This window comes from Gordonia sp. (in: high G+C Gram-positive bacteria) (genome assembly GCF_012515855.1).
Taxonomy (GTDB): domain Bacteria; phylum Actinomycetota; class Actinomycetes; order Mycobacteriales; family Mycobacteriaceae; genus Gordonia.
Map to the genome: position 1 here is coordinate 1 of NZ_JAAYXO010000168.1, position 3,974 is coordinate 3,974.

Here is a 3,974-nt window from a genome sequence, read left to right on the forward strand (position 1 = left end):
ACGGTCAGCGTACTTGCGCGCGCGAACGGATCCGGCTCAGCAGACCCAGGATCGCCACGCTCACCAGCACCAGCAGCAGCGTGTTCGCGGCGGCGGAGAACAGGTCACCGCGGTCGGACTGGGTGAAGATGGTGACCGGCAGGGTGCGCCACGACGCCGGGTACACCATGATCGCCGCGCCGAGCTCGCCCATGCACAGCGCCACCGAGAGACCGGCGGCCGCGGCGATCGCCGGTGCGAGCAGCGGCAGCGTCACCGTGAACAGCGTCCGCGCCGGACTGGCGCCCAGCGAATCGGCCACCCGGTCGAGCGCGGGATCGAGCGACTTGGCCGCGGCCGAGACCATGGAGAACGCGAACGACAGCACCAGCAGCGACTGCACCAGGATCACGATGCTCGGAGTCCCGTTCAGCACCAGCGGCGGCTTGGAGAATGCGATGAGCGCGGCCAGGCCGATCACCACCGACGGCACGGCCACCGGCAGGTGATACATCGTGTCGATGACGGCCCGCAGCTTCGGTGGCGCCTTGCGCGCGGCCAACGCGGCCCAGGTTCCGATGACGACGGCGATCGCCGACGCCGTGACAGCCGTCTGGATCGAGACCGCGACACTGTCGAGGTTCTCCGGCGACAGGGTGTCGGCCAGGTGATCGGTGGTGACACCAGACGGGAGCACTGAGTTCCACGAGGTGGCGAACGCGGTCATGGCGGTCACCACGATCGGGGTCACGATCAGCACGGCCACGATCACGCCGAAGGTCAGCCAGATGGCCAGGCGCGCGGAGGTATTGCGTACCAGCATGTCTCAGTCTCCGGTCTTGGTGTCGAGTCGGCGGACGATGGTGCGGTAGCCGAGGTAGACCGACACCGAGAGCGCCAACTGGATGGTGGCCAGCACCGCTGCGGTCGCGAAGTCGGACGAGACCATCGACTTGGTGTAGATCATCATCGGCAGCGTCATCACGTCCTTGGCGCCGGTGAACAGCACGATGCCGAACTCGTTGAGGGTCAACAGGAAGGTCAGCGACGTGGCAGCGGCCAGCGCGGGCCACACCCGCGGCAGGATGACGCGCGTGGCGATTCGGACCGGGCCGGCGCCCAGGGAGGAGGCGACGTCGATCTGTGCCGCGGGGAACTGGCTGAACGCAGCCAGCAGCGGTCGGACCACGAACGGCGTGTAGAAAGCGATCTCCGCGAGCACCACGCCGTACACCGAGCTCATGATGCTGAGCTGCTGGCCGGTGGAGGAGGCGATCACGCCGACCGGGCCGAACAGGACGCCCAACGCCAGCGGAATCAAGAACGAGGGCAGCGAGACGACCGCTTCGATGAGGCGCACCACGCCCGGTGTCCCCGGGAACGGGATGAACGCGAGGACGAAGGCGATGAACGTGCCGACCACCACGCAGCCGACGGTCGAGAACGCGGCGATCTCCAGGGTGCGCCAGAAGGCGCGATGCACGGCCGGATCGCTGAGCGCCGCGGTCCAGGTGGCGAGGCCTGCGAACTGGTCGTTCCGGTCGGTGAGCGAACGCGAGACCACCCACACCAGGGGATAGCCGAGACCGAGGGCCAAGACGACCAGCGGTCCGATGAGCAGAGCGAGAGTGGGTGCGCCCGCGAAGCGCCGCGGTGCCCGCGCCGGGGTCGCAGGTGCGGTCGGCGGGGGAAGGGTGGCGGTCATGCGCTCTTCTCCGCGGGGACCAGATGCACGTCGTCGGGTGCGACGGCGGCCCACAGTCGCCGGCCGGGAACCGGCGGCGTCGCCAGCACCGGGACGTCCACGCCGATGGACTGGCCGGTGTGGACCACCTCCGCGCGGACGTGCCGGGTGGCTCCGCGCCACTGCAGGTCGATCACCTCCACTTCGACGCCGTTGATCGGTTCGGTGTCGCAGAGTTCCCACGCCCACGGACGGACGGCCAGTGACAGGTGCTTGTGCCGGGCGACGGTCTCGCGGCTGCGCGCCTGGAGTCGGAGTCCGCCGTGGTCGAGTGTGCCGATCGAGCCCGCCGAGATGGTCTCGAGCGCTTGCACCGGCAAGATGTCGGCGCCGCCGAGGAAGGTGGCAGCGAACTCGCTCGGCGGCCGGTGGAACAGTTCCTCGGCGGTGTCGATCGCTTCGAGGCGCGCATCGCGCATGATGCCGATCCGATCGGCCAGCGCCAGCGCCTCGGCCTGATCGTGGGTCACATGCACGATGGCGATGTCCGGCAGGTCGCTGCGCAACTGTTGCAGTTCGATGATCATGTCCTGGCGCAACCGGGTGTCCAGGGCCGACAGCGGCTCGTCGAGCAGCAGCAGATCGGGGCGCCCGGCCAGGGCGCGGGCGATAGCGACGCGCTGTTGTTGACCGCCGGACAGTTCGCGCGGCAGGCGGTCGGCGTAGCCGAACATGCCGACCATGCGCAGCACCTCGTTGACGCGCGGTGCGATCTCGGCGCGGGCCACGCGATGCGCCTTGAGTCCGAACGCCACGTTGGCACGGACCGTCATGTGCGGGAACAGGGCGTACTGCTGGACGACGAATCCGACGCCGCGCTGGCGGGGCGCCAGCGCGGTCACGTCGCGGCCGTCGATCAGAATGGAACCGCCGACCACGTTCTCGAAGCCGGCGATCGCCTTCAGCGCGGTCGACTTCCCCGAGCCCGACGGGCCGAGCAGCGCGACGGTCTCGCCGCGGGCGACGTCGAAGGAACAGTTCGAGAGGGCGATGGTGTCGCCGAACGCGACGGTCACGTCACGGACCGAGACGGCGGTCTCGGTGGCGATCTGCTTCCGCGTCTCGGCCGCGGTGCCTGCGTCGATGCTCACTGGCCGGTCGCCTTGTTGTAGGCGTCGATCAGGGCGTCGAAGTTGTTGTTGACGTCGTTCCAGTCCGGCTGCCAGATCTCGGCGCCCTTGACCGCTGCGGCGATCATCTCGGCCTTGGGGCCTGCGGCCTCGACGTCGGTGCGCGGCGACGACCCGAAGGCCTGCTCGGCCAGCGTCTGCTGCACCGGCGCGGACATCAGGAAGTCGATCAGCTTCTGCGCGTTCTCCGGCTGCGGCGCCTGCGCGGCCTTACCCATCACGTAGGGCAATGCCATCGTGATCCGCTTGCCGTCGGCGGTGGTGGGTAGGAAGGTCTCGAAGGCAGCCGAGTCGTTGGCGATCGAGGTCAGCGCCATCTGGACGTCGCTGTTGGCGACGGCGAGTTCGCCCTTCGAGACCTTGGGGCCGAGCTTGCCGGTGGACGCCGACGGACCGACGTTGTTGGCCTGCAGCTTGCCGAGGTAGTCGAGTGCCTGCTGCTCGCCCATCACGTGCCGCAGCAGGAGCAGCAGCGCGGTGCCGTCGCCGGCCTGCCCGGGAGTCGAGTACTGCAACTTCTGCCGGAAGCGCGGATCGAGGAGGTCGTCCCAACTCTGGGCCTTCGGCTCCACGGCGGTACCGCGGATCATCGTGAAGTAGTTGTTGGCGAGTGTGACGTAGTGACCGTTGGCGGCCTTGTCGGCGGCCGGAATCACCGCGTCGTCGGCGATCTTCGTGGTCCCCAGCGTGCCTTGCTTGTCAGCCTGCTGGATGAAGGGCGGCAGGGTCACGAGAACATCGACCTGCGGATTGGACTTCTCCTTCTCGGCGCGCGAGACCACCTCGCCGGAGCCGCCTTCGACGTACTCGACGGAGATGCCCGTCTGTTCCTCGAAGGCCTGGAACTGCTCCTTGTACCAATCGCCGAGCCCATCGGCGCTGTACAGGGTGACGGAGTCGGCGTTGGACGCACCGCCGGTGCCGCCGCATGCACTGAGGGCGCCGACCATGGCGACGGCGAGGGCGGCCGTCGTCAGACGGAGGTACCGACGATGTCCCGGCGGGCCGACCCGCCCCGTACCTGATCTTCCGGGCGATGGAACGCTGCGGTGTCACAGCGGTCGGCGACGTCCTCGCAGCGGGCGACACCGCTGTCGACGTGCAGGCCGCGAACAATGCCG

The 3,974-nt window shown here is 68.8% G+C and carries 4 protein-coding genes and 1 pseudogene; 1 reads left to right on the top strand and 4 read right to left on the bottom strand.

Features of this window, described 5'->3' with window-relative positions; translation table 11 throughout:
• Positions 1-4 precede the first annotated feature (4 nt).
• From GX543_RS12605 to GX543_RS12620, 4 genes are read right to left on the bottom strand one after another with little or no spacing between them, the layout of a single operon-like run.
• The gene (locus tag GX543_RS12605; protein ID WP_290852305.1) at positions 5-802 is read right to left on the bottom strand and encodes an ABC transporter permease; all 798 of its coding nucleotides are present in this window, start codon (positions 800-802) and stop codon (positions 5-7) included.
• A 3-nt stretch (positions 803-805) separates the two neighbouring features.
• Positions 806-1,684 carry a 2-aminoethylphosphonate ABC transporter permease subunit gene (locus tag GX543_RS12610; RefSeq protein WP_290852307.1) on the bottom strand — a complete coding sequence of 293 codons (879 nt, stop codon included), beginning with the start codon at positions 1,682-1,684 and terminating at the stop codon, positions 806-808.
• On the bottom strand, positions 1,681-2,772 hold the full coding sequence (locus tag GX543_RS12615; RefSeq protein WP_290852311.1) for an ABC transporter ATP-binding protein: 1,092 nt from the start codon (positions 2,770-2,772) through the stop codon (positions 1,681-1,683). Before GX543_RS12615 ends, GX543_RS12610 begins: the two co-directional genes overlap by 4 nt.
• A gap of 38 nt (positions 2,773-2,810) precedes the next feature.
• Complete coding sequence (locus tag GX543_RS12620; RefSeq protein ID WP_290852309.1) at positions 2,811-3,803, bottom strand: 2-aminoethylphosphonate ABC transporter substrate-binding protein; 993 nt, start codon at positions 3,801-3,803, stop codon at positions 2,811-2,813.
• 41 nt (positions 3,804-3,844) lie between these two features.
• On the opposite strand from GX543_RS12620, the pseudogene GX543_RS12625 reads away from it, so the two are divergent.
• Positions 3,845-3,974, top strand: a pseudogene (locus tag GX543_RS12625) (HAD family hydrolase); the annotation flags it as partial.

Coding starts and splice junctions, on each gene's coding strand:
- GX543_RS12605 (WP_290852305.1), bottom strand. CDS start 802: ATGCTGGTACGCAATACCTCCGCGCGCCTGGCCATCTGGCTGACCTTC.
- GX543_RS12610 (WP_290852307.1), bottom strand. CDS start 1,684: ATGACCGCCACCCTTCCCCCGCCGACCGCACCTGCGACCCCGGCGCGG.
- GX543_RS12620 (WP_290852309.1), bottom strand. CDS start 3,803: ATGGTCGGCGCCCTCAGTGCATGCGGCGGCACCGGCGGTGCGTCCAAC.